This window comes from Leisingera coralii (assembly GCF_049056525.1).
In the GTDB taxonomy this organism is placed as follows: Bacteria; Pseudomonadota; Alphaproteobacteria; order Rhodobacterales; family Rhodobacteraceae; genus Leisingera; species Leisingera coralii.
Genome location: NZ_JBHUPT010000006.1, coordinates 1 through 17,272, shown reverse-complemented (window position 1 = coordinate 17,272; position 17,272 = coordinate 1). Strand labels below are relative to the sequence as shown.

Sequence of the window (17,272 nt, the reverse complement as noted above, 5' to 3'; positions counted from 1 at the left end):
CCTGGAAGCGCCTTCAGGGGGGGAGCGCCCCGGCTCAGCCCCGGAACACCGGCCGTTTCATGACCAGCGTTGGATTGCCCTTGTATAGCGCTTCGCCTGCGGGCGCATAGCCCAGCTTGCGCGCCACCTTCTGCGACACCGTGTGAGAAGGATCAAAGATGCAAGCGGTTTCCGCCCAGTCCGTCGCCTCCGCCGCCCATTGATGAATGCGGCCCACCGCTTCGGTTGCGAGCCCCTGTCCATGCACCTCCGGTGCCAGCACCCAGCCCGCTTCCGGAACACCGTCCAGCGGCGGCTGCATCTCGCGCCGGTAGTCGGCAAAGCCCACTTCGCCGATAAACCGTCCGCTGCCGCGCAGGGTCACCGCCCAATAGCCAAAGCCCAGCGCCTGCCAGTGACCGATGCAGCGCAACAGCCGCGTCCAGCTTTCCTCCGGCGTGGAGGGCTTGCCGGAGATACAGCGCACCACCTCCGGCTCCGCCCACAGCGCCGCCACTGCGGCAAAATCCTGCACCCCATGCGGGCGCAGGACCAGCCGTTCCGTCTCCAGAACCGGAAACGTCATCCAGGCAGCTTGCCGGTCAGCACATAGCGCAGGATTTCGACCACCTGGCGCGGCTCCTCTGCCACCGCCAGCGCCGCCGCATGGACCTCCTTCAGGGCGTGCTGATGCTCCGGCGGGCTCAGCACGATGAGTGATTTGCCAAGGGCAGCGGCATAGCCCGCGTCAAAGGCCGCATTCCACTGCTTGTACTTGTCGCCAAAGCGCACGACGACCACATCGGCGTCCGCGATCCCCTTGCGGGTGCGGATCGCATTCACCATCGCGCCCTTGTGGTCGTGCCAGTACTTGTTTTCCTCAGTGCCGAGAATGGCCACGCCGCAATCGTCGCTGGCGTCGTGATCGGTGACCGGTGCGTTGAAACTCACCTCCAGCCCCTGTGCGCCGTCGATGATCTGTTCCCGCCAGTCGGTGTGAATCTCACCCGAGAGGTAAACCTTCAATGCCACTTAGTGTCCTTTCCTGCGCCAGCCTGCGGGGCCGCGGCCAGGGCGGCCGTGACCTCGTCATCGCTGGTTTGCGTAAAATCCCTGTAATGCGCGCCGACCGCCCAGAAGTCCCTGGGGCTCAGCAGGCAGATCACAGTATCCACCAGCGGGCGCAGTTCGTCCACCGCTTCCGGCGGCGCCACCGGCACCGCCAGGATCACCTCTGCAGGCTTACGTTCCTTGAGCCAGAAATGCGCTGCCATGAAGGTGGCACCGGTGGCGATACCGTCATCCACCACAATCACTGTGCGCCCTTCCAGCTCCACCGGGTCGCGGCCCTGCAAATAGCTGGCGCGGCGGGCGGCGTTTTCCTCCCGCGCCTGGGCAACCTGAGACGCGAAATCCTCCGGCTTCATGCCTGAGGCCTGCAGCAGGGCACCGTTGAATATGGGATTGCTGCCCTCAGCCAGGGCACCCGCGGCCAGCTCCGGGTTGGAGGGCATGCCGATCTTGCGGATCAGGATCAGGTCCAGCGGAGCGTGCAGTTTCTGCGCTATGGGCAGCGCCACAGGGACACCGCCCCGCGGCAGCGCCAGCACCACGGGATCCTTCATCGGCAGTTCAGCCAGTTTCTCGGCCAGCTGAAGCCCGGCGGATATCCGGTCCTCAAACATTCGGGGCCTCCACCCCGTAACCTAGCGCGCCGCGGCGAAAGGCAAAGCCTCAGCTGCGCCGGGCCACCAGATAGCGCCCGGGCGTATCCGCCGGGTAATTGCCGGTTTCGATGATTTCAAAGCCTGCGCGCTGCACCGCGGCCTCAAGCTTGCGGATATCCATGAAGTCCACATAGCTGGGCGCCTTGCCCGCCAGCCGCAGCAGCGGGATGGCCACGGTGTACATCCAGTATTTCCAGGATCCCCGCGCCTCGCCCAGGCAGGGGGTCTTGGAGATGAACAGCCCGCCTTTGGGCAGCTTGGCCGCGATCGAGGCCAGCGCCGCCTCCAGATCCGGCAGCAGATGCAGCAGGTTGAAGGCCATCACCGCATCAAACGGCCCCGCCGGCGCCTCCAGCACGCCGCAGCACTGGAAGTCGACGTTGGAAGCTGCCGCGTTCCAGGCCCGCTCCTGCCCCACTTTCAGCATTCCTTCCGACAGGTCGGTGGCAGTGATCTGCGCCGCATTGCGCGCCAGCGCGATGGCGGTGGAGCCGGTGCCGCAGCCCAGCTCCAGCACCCTGTCGCTGTCTCTAAGGTAAGACCGGGTGCGCTCCAGCGTGTAGCGGTAGGCGTCCATGTCCCGGATCGGGGACTCGGCGTATTTCGGGGCAATCCTGTCCCAGAAACGGGCATCGGCTGTCATGGTGGCTCTCCTTGCTTGCGTTGAGCCTACCCATGCAGGAACCACAGATGAATTGCCGAAATCCGCAAGGCCGTTATACATATTTGCATGGAAAACCCCGACTGGAACCATATCCGCGCCTTTCTGGCCACGGCCGAGACCGGCTCGCTGTCGGCCGCCGCCCGCCGTCTGGGCCTGACCCAGCCGACGCTGTCGCGCCAAGTGGCGGCGCTGGAAGCGGAACTGGGCGTGCTGCTGTTTGAACGCCTTGGCCGCGCCCTGGCGCTGACAGGTGCGGGACATGAGCTGCTGTCCCACAGCCGCAGGATGGGGGAGGCCGCAAACGGGCTTGCCCTGGCCGCCACCGGCCAGGCTCAGTCCATCGAGGGCACGGTACGGATCACCGCCTCGGATGTGATGTCGGCGCATGTGCTGCCGCCGGTGCTGCAGCAGCTGCGCCAGCGGGCGCCGAAGCTCACCATCGACGTGGTGGCCGCGAACGATATCCGTGACCTGATGCGGCGCGAGGCGGACATTGCCATCCGCCACGTCCGCCCCGATCAGCCAGAGCTGATCGCCCGGCTGGTGCAGGAAGCCACAGGGCATTTCTATGCTGCCAAAAGCTATCTGAACCGGCGCGGCCGGCCAGCGTCCTTCGCGGAACTGGCGGCCCATGATTTCGTCGGTTTCGGCGATACGGAGCGCATGATCGGCTATCTCAATCCGATGGGAATCCCCGTCACCGCGGAGAATTTCCGCATCGGCTCCAACAGCGGCCTGGTGGCCTGGGAGCTGGTCCGGCAGGGGTTCGGCATCTCCCCGATGTCGGACGAAGTTGCCGCCGCCGCGCCGGAGGTGGAGCGCTTGCTGCCCGGCAGCGATGCGATCACCTTCCCGGTCTGGCTCACCACCCACCGGGAGCTGCACACCAGCCGCCGGATCCGGCTGGTGTTCGACCTGCTGGCAGAGTTCTTCGCCGCCAGGTGAAACGGAAAAGGCAGCGCCCCGGCGGGTGCGCTGCCCAAAAGTTTTCCGAAAACTTTTGCCAAGACTTTTCAAAAAAGTCTTGGGCCCGGCGTTATCCCCGCAGGGTGCCGCCGGTGGCCTTGGTCACCTTGGCGATGATCTTGTCGCTCACCGCCTCGATGTCCTTTTCCTTCAGCGTCTTGTCCGTTGGCTGCAGCCGCACGGTGATCGCCAGCGACTTCTTGCCTTCACCCAGGGAGCCGCCGATGAACTCGTCGAAGACGCGCACATCCTCGATCAGCGCCTTGTCGGCGCCGGCAGCGGCGTTGACCAGCGTCAGCGCCTCGACATCCGCATCGACCACAAAGGCAAAGTCCCGCTCCACCGCCTGCAGGTCGCTGATTGCCAGCGCCGGGCGGGTCGCCGAGGATTTGCGCGGCAGCGGAATTTCCTCCGGCCAGAGAGTAAAGGCGACTGCGGCGCCCTTGATGCCCATCTGCTTCAGCACCTTCGGATGCAGCTCGCCAAAGACGCCTAGGGTCTTTTTCGGGCCCAAGCAAATGCGGCCATGGCGGCCCGGGTGCCACCAGGCATCGCCGCCGCGCAGGATCTGCACCTTGGCCGGCGCGCCGATGGCAGCCAGCACCGCCTCGGCATCGGCCTTGGCGTCATACAGATCCACCGCGCGCGAGGCGCCATGCACGTCCTTGGGCCCGGTACGGCCCACCAGGAGGCCCGCGATCTGGGTGACCTGCTCGCCCGGCTCGCCGCCGGTGAAGGCAGGGCCTGCCTCGAACAGCGCCAGATCCATGTAGCCGCGCGCCTGGTTGCGGGCCGCGGCCTGCAGCAGGCCCGCCAGCAGGTCCGGGCGCATGTGCGACATCTCGGAGGAGATCGGGTTGGCCAGCATGGTGGCATCATCGCCGCCGCCGAACAGCGCAGCCGAGGCCTTGTCGATGAAGCTGTAGCTGACGATTTCATTGTAGCCGAGGCTGGCGCAGGTGCGGCGCGCCATCTGCTGGCGGCGCTGCTGCGGCGTCATCACCGGCTTCGGGATGCCGTCGGTCAGCCGCGGCAGCGGCTTGCCCTGCAGCTTGGTCAGCGAGGCGATACGGGCGACCTCTTCCACCAAGTCGGCCTCGCCCTGCACATCCGGGCGCCAGCTGGGCACATGCGCCATGTTGCCCTCCAGGCGGAAGCCGAGGCGGGTCAGGGTCTGGCGCTGATCGCTTTCGGGGATCTCCATCCCCACCAGCGACTGCACCCGGTTGGAGTCCAGCTTGTAGGCGCGCGAGTGATCCGGCACATCGCCCGCAATCACCACCTCTGACGGCTCGCCGCCGCAGATATCCAGGATCATCTGGGTGGCACGGTGCAGCCCCTCGATGGTGTATTCCGGATCCACGCCGCGCTCAAAGCGGTAGCGCGCGTCGGAGTTGATCTTGAGCGCCCGGCCAGCCATCGCGATCTGTACGTGATCCCAGAAGGCGCTCTCTAGGAACACGTCCACGGTTTCCTCGGTGCAACCGGTTTCCTCACCGCCCATGATGCCGCCGATGCTCTCCACACCCTTCTCGTCGGAGATCACCATGTGGCCTGCGCCAAGGGTGTATTCCTTCTCATCCAGCGCCACCAGCGTCTCGCCGCCCTGGGCACGGTGCACCCGCAGGCTGCCCTGCACCTTGGCCGCGTCGAACACATGCAGCGGCCGGTTCTGGTCGAAGGTGAAGAAGTTGGTCACATCCACGAGGGCGGAGATCGGGCGCAGGCCAATGGCCTTCAGCCGGTCCTGTAGCCACTGCGGGCTGGGTCCGTTCTTGACGCCCTTGATCAGGCGGCCGGCAAACAGCGGGCAGCCGTCCAGGGTGTCCTCGTCGATGGTGACCTTGATCGGGCTGTCGAAATCGCCCGGGATCGCCTCGAACGCGCGGGTTTTCAGGGTGCCCAGGCCGCGCGCCGCCAGATCGCGGGCAATGCCATAGACGCCCAGCGCGTCGGGGCGGTTCGGAGTGATGGCAACCTCGATCACCGGATCGACCTTGGCCGGATCGTTTTCCGCCAGCCAGTCCACAAACTTGTCGCCGACCTCGCCGGAGGGCAGCTCGATGATGCCGTCATGCTCCTCCGACAGCTCCAGCTCGCGCTCGGAGGCCATCATGCCGAAGCTCTCGACGCCGCGGATCTTGCCGACGCCGATGGTGATGTCGAGGCCGGGGATATACATGCCCGGCTTGCAGACCACCACGGTGATGCCTTCGCGCGCGTTCGGCGCGCCGCAGATGATCTGCAGCTCACCCTCGTCGGTGTCCACCTTGCAGACCCGCAGCTTGTCGGCGTCGGGGTGCTTCTCGGCGTGTTTCACATAGCCGAGGGTAAAGTCCTTCAGCGCATCGGCCGGGTTGCTGACCCCTTCGACTTCAAGGCCCAGATCGGTCAGGGCATCGGTGATCTCCTCCACCGAAGCGTCGGTGTCGAGGTGGTCTTTCAGCCAGGAAAGCGTGAATTTCATCGGTCGGGGACCCCTTGGCAGACATGCGTGTTGGCCACAGGCAATGGCAAAGATTGCGCCAAGGTTCAAGGGTCCGGGCGCCCTGCCCTCAAGGATAGCTGGGAGTGAGGTTCAAAAGCTCATCCAATTGCCGCCCGATCCAGCCATGCGGGATGAAATGGCCGCCGGGATGGGTGTCCAGCACCACCCGGCCCTCGGCGCAGCCCGCCCAGACAGTGCGCTCAAGTTGCAGGAACTCCACCACCTGCCATTGCCCCAGCGCCCGCGCCGCGCCGCAGCCCAGCCGCGCCCGCCACAGTGCCACCGGATAGGTCCGCTCGCCGCCGGGGCCATAGGGGAAATCCATCACCGTGTCCTTCAGCCCATGCACATGGCGCACCTCGCGCGGCGCTTCCGGGCAGTCCTCGCTCTGCTGAATGGTGCCCGCCACCGCCAGGAGCGCCGCCACATCATTGCCGCTGTGGCAGACATAGCGCCAGGCCATCGCCGAGCCATAGGAGTAGCCGGATACATAGATCCGTTCCCCGTCAACGGGATAGCGCCTGGCAACATCCGCCAGCACCGCATCGGCAAAGGCCACGTCCTCTGTCTCCGCCGACCAGAAATCCCAGGTCTTGCGGCGTCCGTTCGGCGTCACCAGCAGCACGCCGCGGCGCTTGGCCGAGGCCCCTACCCGGTTGCTCCTCTGCGCATGCCGCCCGGTGCGGGACCAGCCGTGGAAATGCAGCAGCACCGGCAAGGGCGAAACCCCGTCCCAGCCCTCCGGCTCCATCACATGATAGGAGCGGTCCCCCAGTTCGCAGGGTGTTGCACCAATGCATCCAGCGGGTTTCGGCGGCCCCATGGCAGAGGCGGCTGAGGCCCACAGCAGGGCGGCGGCAGCGGAAAGAACGGCTCGGATCATTCGCCCTAGGGTAGCCACCGCGCGGCAGCTGTCACGTCACAAGTTTGTGGGCGGCAGCGACTAAGCCGCGTCATCGCCCGCACGGGCAGGCGATTGCAAGCAATCGCCGTGAGGCAAGCGATGGCGCGGCGGCCTGCGGCCTTGATCCCGCACTGAGAACCCGCTCCTCCCCCAAGGTTTTGAATTTTCCGCAACCTGGCGCATACTGATCTCCTCATCGCCAGGGAGACACCGATGACGGCTCAGCATTCCGGGGTTCAGAAGGCCTTCTTCGTCATTGCCGACCTGTCCGGCTATACCAAATTCATGGCCGGCACCCCGCTGGAGCATTCCAAGGGCATCCTGGATACGCTCTTCGGCAGCCTCATCCCCGCCATCCGGGCGCCGCTCCAGGTCTCCGGCCTGCAGGGCGATGCGGTCTTTGCCTATGCCTATGAAAGCGAGGTGATGACCAAGCAGTTCATCCTCGACTTTGCCGAAAGCCTCTACTGCATCTTTGCCCGCGAGAAGGAGAAGATGATCCTCAACACCGGCTGCACCTGCGACGCCTGCAGCAAGATCGGCGACCTGGAGCTGAAACTGGTGGTGCATTACGGCGAATGCATCGAGCAGGACACCCAAGGCAGGCATGAACTGGCCGGCCCGGACGTGATCACCGCTTTCAGGCTCTTGAAGAACTCGGTTACCGAGCGCACCGGCCTCACCGCCTATACGCTGATCTCCTGCGATGCGCTGCGGGCGATGGACCTGGTCGATTTCTTCGATGAAAGCGAGTTCCACAGCGAGGACATCGAACATATCGGACAGGTCGAATACGTGGTCCGCGACATGCGCGTTGCCTGGCAGCGCCGCCGCTCCAGCGAGCGCAGCTTTGTCGGCGCAGGGGATGATCTTCTGCTGGACGAGTGGATCATCCCGCTGCCTGTTTCACCCGAGATCGCCTTCACCATCTGCACCCGGCCGGACCTGCGGACGGAATGGCTCGGCGCCGACAGGATGGACCTGCTGCATACCAACAAGGGCAAGATCGAGCCCGGCACGTTCTATCACTGCTACCACGGCGACGCGCTGTTCCCCTATGAGGTGGTGGACTGGAACCCCGGCGAATATGTCACCGGCCGCTACAATCTGTCGATGGGGCTGATGATGTATGAAACCATCGAGATGGAGGAGGTCGGCGGCGGCACCCTGGTCAAGCTGCGCTATGCCAAAACACGGTCGCCCAAACTGCTGGGCAAGCTGATGTCCGGCCTGGTCAACAGAAAGATCCGCGGCTTTATCATCCCGGACAAGGAAAACCGGATCTCCAAGATCAAGGCACTGGGGGAACGGCTGGGCGGCGCAGCAGCAGCGGCTTAACGGTAAATCACTCCAGCGTGTGCTCATCAGCCGCCGAGGGCAGCGCCCGTCCCGGCGGGGTGGGAAGCGAAGCGCCCGCCCCGTGGGGACGGGCGCTGCCCGGCCTGCCGGCCGGACGGAAGGTCTGAAACTATGGAGGGTTTACCGGCTCAAACCGCCATGCAGCGCCGGCATGTCGAGGCTCTGGAAGCCGTAGTGGCGCAGCCAGCGCAGGTCGCTGTCGAAGAACGCGCGCAGGTCGGGGATGCCGTATTTCAGCATCGCCAGGCGGTCGATGCCGATGCCGAAGGCAAAGCCCTGGTAGATCTCCGGGTCGATGCCGCCCGCGGCGATCACCTTGGGGTGCACCATGCCGGAGCCGAGGATTTCCATCCAGTCGTCGCCCTCGCCGATCTTCAGCGCACCGCCCTCCCAGGAGCAGCGGATGTCGACCTCAGCCGACGGCTCGGTGAAGGGGAAGTGCGAGGCGCGGAAGCGCAGCTCGACGTCGTCCACCTCGAAGAAGGATTTCACGAACTCCTCCAGCACCCACTTCAGGTTCGCCATCGAGATGTCCTTGTCCAGCGCCAGGCCTTCGACCTGGTGGAACATCGGCGTGTGGGTCTGGTCATAGTCGGCACGGTAAACGCCGCCCGGGCAGATGATGCGCAGCGGCGCGCCCATCTTCTCCATCGAGCGGATCTGCACCGGCGAGGTATGGGTGCGCAGCACATGCGGCGGGCGGTCGTCGCCCTCGGCCCGGTTCATGTAAAAGGTGTCCATCTCGGCGCGAGCCGGGTGGTGGCCGGGGATGTTCAGCGCATCGAAGTTGTACCAGTCGGTGTCGATCCGCGGCCCTTCGGCGACGGAGAAGCCCAGCTCGGCAAAGATCGCGGTGATCTCTTCGCTGACCTGGCTGATCGGATGCAGGCTGCCCTGGCGCGCCGGGCGCGACGGCAAGGTCACGTCCAGCCACTCGGTGCGCAGGCGCTCGTCAAGTGCAGCGTCTTCCAGACCTGCCTTCTTGGCCACCAGAGCCGAGTTGATCTCATCCTTCAGCGCGTTCAGCGCCGGGCCCGCCACCTGGCGCTCCTCCGGGGTCATCTTGCCCAGCTCGCGCATCTTCAGCGCCACTTCGCCCTTCTTGCCCACGGCGGCAACGCGGATCGCCTCCAGCGCCGCCTCATCCGCGGCATCGGCAATCTGACCCAGGTATTTGGCTTTAAGATCGTCCATCACGGCCCCTCGAATTCTGCTTGTGCCCTGCTATCACAAGGGCCGCTGAAAGCAAGAGGTCCAGGGCCAATGCCCTGCCGGTGTGTCACCACGGCGCGCTGCGGCGGGCCGGAGCCGGCTGCCCTCAGCACCGCCAGGCCTCCTGCGGCAGTTTCAACAGATGCTGCTGGAGCCATTGCCCGGCCTGCCCCAGCACCCGCTGCGTGGTCCAAACCACGTCCACGCCCGCCAGCGCATCGCTCTGCTGGAAACCGTAGCGCAGCCGCACCAGGGCGCCGCTGTCCAGATGCGGCTGCACCGCGGGCAGCGGCAGTTCGGCCCAGCCCAGCCCCTGCCGCAGCAGTTCAACAATCATCCCCGGGTTTTCCGCACACCAGACCGAGGCGCTGTGTGTTTCGCCGATCCGCCACTTCGCCTCCTGCATGCGGCTGCGCAGCACCAGCTGCCGGTGCGCTCGCAGGTCGCGGTGGGCCAGCGGGCCAAGCGCCGCCAGCGGATGATCCCGCCCGCAGACCGGCACCAGCACCGTGTGGCCGACGCCACGGAACTGGAAGCCCTCCGGGTAGCTCTCCTGCTCGGTCATCAGACCGAGATCGGCACGGCCCTCCTTCAGCAGCGCCGCGGTGTCATTGGGGCCGGCCGACAGGATCTCCAGCCCTACCTGCGGAAAGGCCCCGGCAAATCCGCGCAAAGCCTCCAGCAGCGGCCCCAGGTTCAGCCCCTGCTCCACCGCCAGGCACAGGCTGTCCTCCACCCCTTCCGCCATCGACGCCGCCTTGGCGGCAAACTCGCGGTGGCCCAGCAGAATGCCGCGGGCGTGCGGCAGCAACTCCTGCCCGGCCCGGGTCAGCACCGGCGAGCGGCCGCTGCGGTCGAACAGCTGCAGCCCGCAGTCGATCTCCAGATTTGCAATCGCGGTGGAGACCGCCGACTGCGCCTTGCCCATCCGCCGGGCCGCGGCAGAGAAGGAGCCAAGTTCGGCGGCCAGCACAAAGGCCTGCAGGTGCTCCGGAGACATCATCGCTCACCTATCAAATATCCAGATACATACTGACTGGAACCAACATGAAATACGGATAGAACAAAGGCAACAACCAAGCCAGCAAGAGGAGGCCCAAGGTGGCAGGCAAAGTTGCAATGCGGACAGCCCGCGACCGGCTGCGCTACACGATCAGCTTCGAGCTGCTCCTGATGGCAGTGCTGGTGCCCGTTGGCGCGGCTTTCTTTGACAAGCCGCTCAGCGATATCGGCCTGCTGGGCGCCTTCCTGTCGGTCAAGGCGATGCTTCTGAACCTCGCTTACAACTGGATCTTCGACAAGGCCGACGCCAGGGCGGGCCGGATCTCCAGCGAGCGGTCGCCCCTCGGCCGCCTGCTGCACGCGACGGGGTTTGAGGCGACGCTGCTGATCACCTCGCTGCCGGTCTATGTCTGGTGGCTGAACCTCGGCCTGCTGCAGGCGCTGGCCACCGACCTGACGGTCACCTCCTTCGTGGTGGTCTATACCTACGGCTTTACCCTGGCCTACGACCGCCTGTTCCCGGTCACCGCAAAAGCGGCCAGCGGGTCCTAGCCTGCCACCAGGCCAGGGCACCGGTTTTATGCTATACTTGCGGCCGCGCGGCATTGCGCATCCCAGCAGCAGCAAAACCGGAGGAGACAGCCATGGCACATGTGGATTGGTATATCGAAGGCCGCAGCTTCGGGAACTGCAACTGCAACTATGGCTGCCCCTGCCAGTTCGAGGATCTGCCGACCCACGGCAATTGCACCGGGTTCGAGGTGCTCCATATCGACAAAGGGCATTTCGGCGAGACCGACCTGACCGGCACCCGCTGCGCGATGCTTTATGCCTGGCCCGGCCCGATCTTCGAAGGCAAGGGCGCACTGCAGGCGATCATCGACGACCGCGCCTCTGATGCCCAGCGCGCGGCACTGGAAACCGTGCTCCTGGGCGGCGAGACGGATGAGGAAGCCACTCATTGGTGGGTATTTCACGCCATGTGCGACACCGTGCACGAGACGCTGGTCAAGCGGATCGACTACGAGGTCGACATCGAAAACCGCACTGCCAAGCTGGATATCGAAGGGCTGCTCACCTCCTCCGGCCGCCCGATCCAGGCCCCGCATGGCGGCGGCGAGCACCGGGTGCAAATCGGCCTCCCCGGCGGCATCGAATTCACGCTCGCGGAAATCGGCAGCGCCTCCACCAAATCCACCGCGGCGATCAAGCTGGACCTGGATGACAGCTATGGCCAATGGGCCATCATCCGCCACGGCCCGCATGGCGTGGCCGCCTGAGGCTGCAGCCCAGCGGCACCTGGCTGCTGCCGCCCGTGCAGGCGCATTTCAGTTCCTGCTTGCCGGCATAGGCCGCCTTGAATACCGGCACCGCGCCCACGGTGCCGATCATCAGCCCAGCAAGGCCTTGGACTTGTGCCCCCAGGGGGACAGGTGGTCCGGCATGTCCATCCGGTACAGTTTGGCAGTTCCGCTTTTCATCTTTGCCTGCACGGCGCCAGCGGCGGTCATCGCGCCCTGCTGTTCCGGCCTTTAATCAAAAACTCGACCAGCCCGCACCCTTGAAAGTTCCGGCCTGAGCGGAGCAGCGCCGCCCCCTGTTCCGTCGCGCCGGTCGCGCGCCTCAGGAGCAGCAAGGCTTTAGAATTGGCATTTCGCTGCTTGCCAGACCGCCGACTTCGTGTGCACGTTTAACGGCAGCTTCCAAATCCGGATGTATCCTCATGCCCACGCACATGGACCGCACAAGCCTGACCTGGAAAGTCACCCCCGACCTGCTTGGCGTCGTTGATGCTTCCGGCATCTTCACCGACACCAACCCCGCCTGGTTCAAGACACTGGGGCTGCTGCCGGAGGAGATCGAAAGCCGCCAGTTTTTCGACTTCCTGCACCCGGACGACATGTCCCGCACAGAGGCAGCGTTTGAACGGGTCAAGCAGGGCAACCCGGTTCTGCAGTTCGAGAACCGCTACCGCCACAAGGACGGCTCCTACCGCTGGCTGTCCTGGAACGCGGTGCCGGAAGGGGACCGGTTCATCTGCAGCGCCCGCGATGTCACCCTAGCCAAGGAGCAGGAAGCCCACCTCGCCAGCAACAAGCAGGAGGCCCGCTTCCGCGAACAATTCATTGCGGTGCTGGGCCACGACCTGCGCAACCCGCTGTCGGCGGTCGGCGCCACCTTGCGTCTCCTGGAGAACGAGCCGCAATCCGCCAAGGCGCTGGAGATCTTGGCGCTGGGGCGGCAGTCAGTCAGCCGCATGTCGGTGCTGATCAACGACATTCTCGACTTCGCCCGCGCCCGCCTGGGCAACGGCATCGAGATCAACCGCTCTCAGACGGCAGCGCTGCGGCCAGTGCTGAGCCAGGCGGTGGAGGAGATCCGGCTGGCCAATCCGGACACGCCGCTGCACGAGGAATACAGCTTTCGCGACCCGCTCGATTGCGACCCGGAGCGCATCGCCCAGCTGGTCTCGAACCTGCTGTCAAATGCCGTGACCCACGGCACCCCGGGCAAACCGGTCACGGTGACCGCCCGCGACGACGGCGATGCGTTTACCCTCTCCATCGCCAACGCGGGGAACCCGATCCCGCAGCAGACCATGGAGCTTCTGTTCGAACCCTTCACCCGCGCCGAAACACGGGAGTCGCAGAACGGGCTGGGCCTGGGGCTGTTCATCGCCCAGCAGATCGCCAAGGGCCACGGCGGCCTGCTGACGGCGCAATCGGACGAACAGCAAACCGTGTTCACCCTGCGGATGCCACGGCGGGGCTGAATCCCGTCAGCACCGCCCCGCTGCCCAGACAAAAAAGGCCGCTCCAAACTGGAGCGGCCTTTCCTGAATTCAGATCCGTCTGGCGGCTCAGGCTGCCAGCGCGTCCTGTGCCTGGCGCACGATGGCACCGAAGGCTTCGGGCTCGTGCACGGCCAGGTCGGCCAGAACCTTACGGTCCACTTCGATGCCAGCAAGGTTCAGGCCGTTGATGAAGCGGGAATAGGTCAGCGCTTCGTCGTGCGAACGGACAGCAGCGTTGATCCGCTGGATCCACAGCGCGCGGAAGTTGCGCTTGCGGTTCTTACGGTCGCGGGTTGCATACTGGTTCGCCTTGTCGACGGCCTGACGGGCAACCTTGAAGGTGTTCTTGCGGCGGCCGTAGTAACCTTTGGCTGCCTTGATGACCTTCTTGTGACGGGCGTGAGTCGTGGTACCACCTTTTACGCGGGACATCTCTCAAATCTCCTCTTAGCGGTCGTAGGGCATGAAGCCCTTGACGATCTTTGCGTCCGGTGCGGACAGGGTGGTGGTGCCGCGAGCGTCGCGGATGAATTTCTTGTGGCGTTTGATCATGCCGTGGCGCTTGCCGGCCTGACCTGCGATGACCTTGCCAGTTGCGGTCACCTTGAAGCGCTTCTTGGCGCTCGACTTCGTCTTCATCTTGGGCATTTCCGTCTCCTTCAATGCAGGTTCGCTAGACGCGCGACTCGGCATGCCTCGACGGCCGGCCGCGCGGAACAGAGCTGCCGTTTAAGCAAAGCCCGCCCGGGGGGCAAGCGGAATCTCTACAGAAGGCGCCCGAGAACCCGGAAAAACGCATCCGGAATCTCATCAATCGCATAACCGCCGGGTTTCATCATCACCGCATAGGTGATCAGGCCAATGGCGATCAGGATGGTCACCAACGAGGACCGCGGCGGCCGCCGCTCGCTGATGGCCGACAGGACCGGGGGCACCGAAAACCCGGCAATCACCAGCCCCGCAATCAGCGGAAGGTCGGTTTCCATGCTACTCTTACCTTACTCGAGGGCCCGCCGGCAGCCGCGCGGCAGGCCCGTAACCGAGGTCAGTTTATTCCGGGTCAGTGCTGTAAATCAATCGCTCGTCACAGGGCGCAATGCGCAGGATGTTGGTGGTGCCCGGCACGTTGAAGGGCACGCCCGCGGTCACCACGATCTGGTCGCCCTCACTGGCATAGCCGCCGGCCCGCGCTGCCCGCGCGGCGCTGACAACCGCGCCCTTGAACCGGTCCAGCTCCGGCGTCATCACGCATTTGCAGCCCCAGCTGAGGCACAGGCGGCGGGCGGTGGCGCTGACCGGGGTCATCGCGATGATCGGCACGCCCGGACGTTCACGCGCGGTCAGCAGCGCTGTGGTGCCGGACTGGGTAAAGCAGCAGATCGCCTTGATCTCTGTCTTTTCCGCAATCTCCCGCGCCGCCGCCACGATCCCGTCGGCCACCGTGGTGCCCTTGGCCGACCGCGAAGACGCGATGATCTGGGTATAGGTCGGGTCCGCCTCGACCTCGACCGCCACCTTGTCCATGGTCTGCACCGCCTGCACCGGATACTGGCCGGCCGCGCTCTCGGCGCTCAGCATCACCGCGTCGGCGCCCTCATAGATGGCGGTTGCCACGTCAGAGACCTCTGCCCGGGTCGGCATCGGGCTTTCGATCATGCTCTCCAGCATCTGGGTTGCCACGATCACCGGCTTGGCCGCGGCGCGGCACTTGCGCACCAGCCGTTTCTGGATCGGCGGCACCGCCGCCACCGGCAGCTCGACGCCGAGATCGCCGCGCGCCACCATGATGCCGTCGGAGGCGTCCAGAATGGCCTCGAAGTCCTCCACCGCCTGCGGCTTCTCGATCTTCGACAGCACCGCGGCGCGGCCATCGGCCAGCGTGCGCGCCTCATAGACGTCCTTGGCCCGCTGCACAAAGGACAGGGCCAGCCAGTCCACCCCCAGGGAGCAGACAAATTCCAGATCCGCCCGGTCCTTCTCCGACAGCGCCGCCAGCGGCAGCACCACGTCCGGCACGTTCACCCCCTTGCGGTTGGAAATCGTTCCGCCGGTTTCCACAGTACAATCTGCAAAATCAGGCCCGCAGTCATCCACCACCAGGCGGATCTTGCCGTCGTTGACCAGGAGGTGCGCGCCCGGCTCCAGCGCCTGGAAAATCTCCGGATGCGGCAGGCACACCCGGGACACATCGCCCTCAGCCTCGTCCAGGTCGAGGCGGAACTTGGCGCCCTCTTCCAGTTCTTCGGCGCCGTTGGCAAACACACCCACCCGCAGCTTCGGCCCCTGCAGGTCGGCCAGAATCGCAATCGGGCTGTCCAGATCCTGCTCCACCTGGCGGATGATCTTGTGTTTCTCGGCAATTTCCGGGTGGCTGCCGTGCGACATGTTCAGCCGGAACACATCAGCCCCCGCCTCATGCAGCGCGCGGATGGTGTCATAGGTCTCCGAGGCCGGCCCCAAGGTGGCGACAATCTTCACATTGCGCGAACGTTTCATAGGGGTCTTCTCCTCCGGACCTGAAATATGTTACCGCAAACAGCGTTGAGGTGCTTATCCCCCAATTCCCATTTCCGTGCAACTCTTCTAAAGAGCTTGCGGCAATTGATGACAGGCTCATGACATACACACCTTTTTTCGTGCACGGCGCCGACCGCCCCGCCCGCTGGCTGATCACCTGCGATCACGCGACCAATGTTGTGCCGCCCTTTGCCGGCGGCGGCGACCTGGGCCTCCCGCGCGAGGACATGGAGCGCCACATCGCCTACGACGTCGGCGCCTATGAGGTGTCCAAGCTCCTGGGCGAGATGCTGGACGCGCCGGTGGTGGCGTCGAACTTCTCCCGCCTGGTGATCGACCCCAACCGCGGCGAGGACGACCCGACCCTGCTGATGAAGCTTTATGACGGCACCATCATCCCCGCCAACCGCCACGCGGGCGAGGCCGAGCTGAAGGAGCGGCTGGAGAAGTGCTACCGCCCCTACCACCGGGCGCTGGCACAGCTGGCAGAGCGGCCCCGCACCGTGATCGTCTCGGTGCACAGCTTCACCCGCCAGCTGCGCGGCCGCCCGCCCCGGCCCTGGGAGATCGGCATCCTGTTCCCGGAGGGCGAGCGGTTTTCACCCTTCGTGGTGGATGAACTGACCCGCGAGGCCGGCCTCTGCGTCGGCGTCAACGAGCCTTACACTGGCCACCTGCCCGGCGACGCGATCGAGACCCACGCCACCAGGCCCGGCCGCCCCAACACGCTGATCGAGCTCAGGAATGATCTGATTGCCGAACACAAGGGCCAGCACGCCTGGGCCGAACGGCTGGCCCGCATCCTGCCCCAGGCGCTCGACGCTTCCGGTCTCTGACCCGGAATCCGGCGCGAATTCCGGCCAGGAAAAATCGATTTTTCCTGGCCGCTTTCATCGCATGAAAATGGCTCCCCGCGTTGCGGACCCGGCGGTTCATTCCCATATCCGTAACGGAAACGCGGGATTTTCCGGGAAAGGAGCAGTCATGACCCAGGAAACCCTCTCTGCCTTTTTCGGCTGGCTGACCGTTCTGCACATCGGCCTGTTCACCCTTTCCGCCGTCCTTCTGATGCTGATGCGGGACTGGGTGGCCGGCCTGCATGGCCGCATGTTCGGGCTGGCGCCTGCGGATGTCAGCCTGACCGTCTACCGCTGGCTCGGCACCTACAAGATCGTGATCTTCGCTACCGCACTTGGGCCGTGGCTGGCGCTGCAGCTGATCTGACCCCGCCGCACCCCGCCATTGCCCGCCCTTGCCCCGGCTGCTAGGCCTGCAGGGACGCAAGAAACACCGGAGCCACCGCCATGGACAAACAAACCGAAATCGAGATCCAGGCCGCCGCCTTCCGCCGCCTGCAGAAGCACCTGATGGAAGACCGCACCGACGTGCAGAACATCGACCTGATGAACATGGCGGGCTTCTGCCGCAACTGCCTGGCCCGCTGGTACCAGGAAGCCGCCAACGAGCGCGGCATCGAGATGGACAAGACCGAAGCGCGCGAGATCTACTACGGCATGACGATGGCGGAGTGGAAAGCCAACTACCAGACCGAGGCCAGCCCCGAGAAACAGGCGGCCTTTGAGGTCGCGTTCAAGGAAAACGTCACCGACAAGCAGTAGGCATTTTCAGTGGCCCGCGGGCGGATGAGCTCTGAGCCCCC

20 protein-coding genes are annotated in these 17,272 nt (G+C 65.2%); 8 read left to right on the top strand and 12 right to left on the bottom strand.

The genetic code is table 11. The features are described 5' to 3' along the window. Positions 1 to 34: 34 nt before the first annotated feature. Genes ACFMBG_RS02745 through ACFMBG_RS02730 form a run of 4 tightly spaced genes read right to left on the bottom strand, consistent with a single transcriptional unit; the run spans position 35 to position 2,349 of the window. Entirely contained in the window at positions 35 to 565 is a 531-nt protein-coding gene (locus tag ACFMBG_RS02745) for a GNAT family N-acetyltransferase (protein ID WP_421053200.1), read from the bottom strand. Further along, a complete protein-coding gene (locus tag ACFMBG_RS02740; RefSeq protein WP_421053199.1) occupies positions 562 to 1,011 on the bottom strand; it encodes a YtoQ family protein in 450 nt (149 codons plus the stop codon). Before ACFMBG_RS02740 ends, ACFMBG_RS02745 begins: the two co-directional genes overlap by 4 nt. Further along, positions 1,002 to 1,664, bottom strand: coding sequence for a phosphoribosyltransferase (locus tag ACFMBG_RS02735; protein ID WP_421053198.1), 663 nt, complete (start codon positions 1,662 to 1,664; stop codon positions 1,002 to 1,004). Before ACFMBG_RS02735 ends, ACFMBG_RS02740 begins: the two co-directional genes overlap by 10 nt. A 49-nt stretch (positions 1,665 to 1,713) precedes the next feature. Next, a complete protein-coding gene (locus ACFMBG_RS02730) occupies positions 1,714 to 2,349 on the bottom strand; it encodes a class I SAM-dependent methyltransferase (protein ID WP_421053197.1) in 636 nt (211 codons plus the stop codon). Between the two features lie 87 nt (positions 2,350 to 2,436). On the opposite strand from ACFMBG_RS02730, the gene ACFMBG_RS02725 reads away from it, so the two are divergent. After that, complete coding sequence (locus tag ACFMBG_RS02725) at positions 2,437 to 3,315, top strand: LysR family transcriptional regulator (RefSeq protein ID WP_421053196.1); 879 nt, start codon at positions 2,437 to 2,439, stop codon at positions 3,313 to 3,315. A 91-nt stretch (positions 3,316 to 3,406) separates the two neighbouring features. On the opposite strand, the gene pheT is transcribed toward ACFMBG_RS02725, so the two are convergent. Both pheT and ACFMBG_RS02715 read right to left on the bottom strand, forming a co-directional pair. Further along, positions 3,407 to 5,803 carry a phenylalanine--tRNA ligase subunit beta gene (gene pheT, locus ACFMBG_RS02720; RefSeq protein WP_421053195.1) on the bottom strand — a complete coding sequence of 799 codons (2,397 nt, stop codon included), beginning with the start codon at positions 5,801 to 5,803 and terminating at the stop codon, positions 3,407 to 3,409. An 88-nt stretch (positions 5,804 to 5,891) separates the two neighbouring features. Next, the gene (locus ACFMBG_RS02715) at positions 5,892 to 6,707 is read right to left on the bottom strand and encodes a CE1 family esterase (protein ID WP_421053194.1); all 816 of its coding nucleotides are present in this window, start codon (positions 6,705 to 6,707) and stop codon (positions 5,892 to 5,894) included. 234 nt (positions 6,708 to 6,941) lie between these two features. Between ACFMBG_RS02715 and ACFMBG_RS02710 the strand changes: the two genes are divergently transcribed. Next, on the top strand, positions 6,942 to 8,066 hold the full coding sequence (locus ACFMBG_RS02710; RefSeq protein ID WP_421053193.1) for a DUF2652 domain-containing protein: 1,125 nt from the start codon (positions 6,942 to 6,944) through the stop codon (positions 8,064 to 8,066). A gap of 141 nt (positions 8,067 to 8,207) precedes the next feature. On the opposite strand, the gene pheS is transcribed toward ACFMBG_RS02710, so the two are convergent. Both pheS and ACFMBG_RS02700 read right to left on the bottom strand, forming a co-directional pair. Further along, on the bottom strand, positions 8,208 to 9,281 hold the full coding sequence (pheS, locus tag ACFMBG_RS02705) for a phenylalanine--tRNA ligase subunit alpha (protein ID WP_421053192.1): 1,074 nt from the start codon (positions 9,279 to 9,281) through the stop codon (positions 8,208 to 8,210). Between the two features lie 124 nt (positions 9,282 to 9,405). Then, entirely contained in the window at positions 9,406 to 10,299 is an 894-nt protein-coding gene (locus ACFMBG_RS02700) for a LysR family transcriptional regulator (RefSeq protein WP_421053191.1), read from the bottom strand. 101 nt (positions 10,300 to 10,400) lie between these two features. Between ACFMBG_RS02700 and ACFMBG_RS02695 the strand changes: the two genes are divergently transcribed. The 3 genes from ACFMBG_RS02695 to ACFMBG_RS02685 all read left to right on the top strand — a co-directional run bounded on the left by ACFMBG_RS02695 (position 10,401) and on the right by ACFMBG_RS02685 (position 13,074). Continuing rightward, on the top strand, positions 10,401 to 10,853 hold the full coding sequence (locus ACFMBG_RS02695) for a PACE efflux transporter (RefSeq protein WP_421053190.1): 453 nt from the start codon (positions 10,401 to 10,403) through the stop codon (positions 10,851 to 10,853). A gap of 92 nt (positions 10,854 to 10,945) precedes the next feature. Continuing rightward, a complete protein-coding gene (locus ACFMBG_RS02690; protein WP_421053189.1) occupies positions 10,946 to 11,581 on the top strand; it encodes a DUF1326 domain-containing protein in 636 nt (211 codons plus the stop codon). A 455-nt stretch (positions 11,582 to 12,036) separates the two neighbouring features. Next, entirely contained in the window at positions 12,037 to 13,074 is a 1,038-nt protein-coding gene (locus ACFMBG_RS02685; RefSeq protein ID WP_421053188.1) for a PAS domain-containing sensor histidine kinase, read from the top strand. A gap of 87 nt (positions 13,075 to 13,161) precedes the next feature. Here ACFMBG_RS02685 and rplT read toward each other — a convergent pair whose 3' ends face one another. From rplT to pyk, 4 genes are all read right to left on the bottom strand, one after another. Beyond that, positions 13,162 to 13,527, bottom strand: coding sequence for a 50S ribosomal protein L20 (gene rplT / locus ACFMBG_RS02680; protein ID WP_008206278.1), 366 nt, complete (start codon positions 13,525 to 13,527; stop codon positions 13,162 to 13,164). 15 nt (positions 13,528 to 13,542) lie between these two features. Then, on the bottom strand, positions 13,543 to 13,743 hold the full coding sequence (gene rpmI, locus ACFMBG_RS02675) for a 50S ribosomal protein L35 (protein WP_039124893.1): 201 nt from the start codon (positions 13,741 to 13,743) through the stop codon (positions 13,543 to 13,545). Positions 13,744 to 13,859: 116 nt separating this feature from the next. Further along, positions 13,860 to 14,081 (bottom strand): hypothetical protein, encoded by a 222-nt coding sequence (locus tag ACFMBG_RS02670; protein WP_421053187.1) that lies wholly within the window; start codon positions 14,079 to 14,081, stop codon positions 13,860 to 13,862. Positions 14,082 to 14,145: 64 nt separating this feature from the next. After that, positions 14,146 to 15,591, bottom strand: a complete 1,446-nt coding sequence (gene pyk, locus ACFMBG_RS02665; RefSeq protein ID WP_421053186.1) for a pyruvate kinase — start codon at positions 15,589 to 15,591, stop codon at positions 14,146 to 14,148. A 119-nt stretch (positions 15,592 to 15,710) separates the two neighbouring features. Here pyk and ACFMBG_RS02660 point away from each other — a divergent pair, with 119 nt between their 5' ends. The 3 genes from ACFMBG_RS02660 to ACFMBG_RS02650 all read left to right on the top strand — a co-directional run bounded on the left by ACFMBG_RS02660 (position 15,711) and on the right by ACFMBG_RS02650 (position 17,231). Further along, a complete protein-coding gene (locus tag ACFMBG_RS02660; RefSeq protein ID WP_421053185.1) occupies positions 15,711 to 16,448 on the top strand; it encodes an N-formylglutamate amidohydrolase in 738 nt (245 codons plus the stop codon). A 148-nt stretch (positions 16,449 to 16,596) separates the two neighbouring features. After that, positions 16,597 to 16,836: a DUF6868 family protein gene (locus tag ACFMBG_RS02655; RefSeq protein WP_421053184.1), complete on the top strand. Its 240-nt coding sequence runs from the start codon at positions 16,597 to 16,599 to the stop codon at positions 16,834 to 16,836. Positions 16,837 to 16,916: 80 nt separating this feature from the next. Continuing rightward, positions 16,917 to 17,231, top strand: a complete 315-nt coding sequence (locus ACFMBG_RS02650; protein WP_421053183.1) for a DUF1244 domain-containing protein — start codon at positions 16,917 to 16,919, stop codon at positions 17,229 to 17,231. The last annotated feature ends 41 nt before the right edge of the window (positions 17,232 to 17,272 follow it).